Source organism: Acetatifactor aquisgranensis (assembly GCF_943193215.1).
GTDB lineage: Bacteria > Bacillota > Clostridia > Lachnospirales > Lachnospiraceae > Acetatifactor > Acetatifactor aquisgranensis.
This window is the reverse complement of the sequence record NZ_CALPDH010000100.1, coordinates 1-1,405: the sequence shown is the minus strand read 5'-3', so window position 1 is coordinate 1,405 and position 1,405 is coordinate 1. Positions and strand designations below refer to the sequence as shown.

1 protein-coding gene and 1 pseudogene are annotated in these 1,405 nt (G+C 47.4%); both read right to left on the bottom strand.

Annotation, left to right across the window (positions count from 1 at the left end; all coding sequences use genetic code 11):
* Positions 1-572 (bottom strand): annotated as a pseudogene (locus NFS35_RS28820) (RNA-dependent DNA polymerase); the annotation flags it as partial.
* A 326-nt stretch (positions 573-898) separates the two neighbouring features.
* Positions 899-1,294, bottom strand: coding sequence for a diversity-generating retroelement protein Avd (avd, locus tag NFS35_RS28815; RefSeq protein ID WP_251210384.1), 396 nt, complete (start codon positions 1,292-1,294; stop codon positions 899-901).
* Positions 1,295-1,405: the final 111 nt, after the last annotated feature.

Here is a 1,405-nt window from a genome sequence, read left to right as displayed (position 1 = left end):
CCCACGGGGATGCCCACGCCGTCCGGCAATATCCCGTTCTTGTCAATGATACTGTCCATAAGGAAGAGGGCTTTCTTGTCCCCTATGTACCGCCTATTTTCCTTTTTCAGTTCGTCATGTGGAATGGATGCAAAGTATTTGCTTATGTCCCCTTTAAAGCCGTATAGCCGCAATCCTGCAACCGTCATCAATTCATACATCCATTGATACAGTTGGTTGCTTGCGGCGTGCATCCCTTTCCCCTCACGGCACGCATAGGAATGGGTATAGAACCTCTGTTCAAATACCGGCCCTATGGCGTTCACAATCATGTGCTGCACCACTCTGTCATAGAACGGCAATGCCATGATAAGCCGCTCCTTTGGCTCCCATACCTTGAAAACGGTATAGTCCCCCTGCTCATAGGTGAGGGTTCCCAATTCCTCACACGCCCTAAACAGTTCATCCTCCTTTGACATGGAAAATGCCAATACCTCTTCATTGAACCGCTTATTCTCTGCGGCTTTCTTGAATGATGTATTGGCATTGTCAAAGGTATACATTTTTTCATGTAGCCCCTTAACTGTGTTCATTTTTGCCCTACCAATTTTCAAATATTCTTCTACTCAAAAGGCGGTGCCTTTTCTATTTTGTCCGGACAAAACGCCGGAACGGGAAAACCGTCTGACTTATCAGAATGATTGATAAATCTTGCTAGTAGCCCGTAGGCCCCTAAGTCTGCAAAGTTGATTAGTCACACACGCACCACACGCCAATGTTCGTGTTCACGTTCCACGGGTAATTGTTGCAATTGACGGCCCGTGAACCGCAACGCACGCCGTTGTTCCAATTGCCGCCGCCAATGAGGGCGTGCAAGCCCGGCCAGGTGCGAATTAACAGTTTCCCCAAATTTTATTTATCATTTCCATTTCCCATCTTTCACGGCTCCGATAATGCCGCCTAATATCTTCCCTACCTCTGCCAGTTTCCGGCTTGCCACTTCATAACGGTGTTTGTTCACCGCCGAATATTTCAAGTCATATGCAAGCCGAATCAGCACCCGGATAAATTCCAGTTCCACGTCCGCCGCATAGATATGGCTTTTCGTTCCCGTCTTTCTGAACCGTATTATGTTCTTTACCAGTTCAAAAAGTGACTGCTTTATGTATAGCTGCAATGCGAACTTTTCAAACTTCGGAAGCTGTCCTAAGATTGGAAAGATATAAACCAGGAAATCATAAACTTTTTGGAATAGTTTCATGCTTTCCATGAAACCGTTCATTTGCTTGTTTTCGGTTTCTTTTCCCTGGGCCATTTTCCCACCTCTTCAAAAGCCTGGGCCGGGCTTCCGCCCGTCCCCAACAGATTTACAGACTGTCACACACGCACCACACGCCAACGCCCGTGCGCACGTGCCACGGGTAAC

What these genes read in the sequence shown, in the direction of transcription:
- avd (WP_251210384.1), bottom strand. Translation starts at nt 1,294, where the DNA reads ATGGCCCAGGGAAAAGAAACCGAAAACAAGCAAATGAACGGTTTCATG.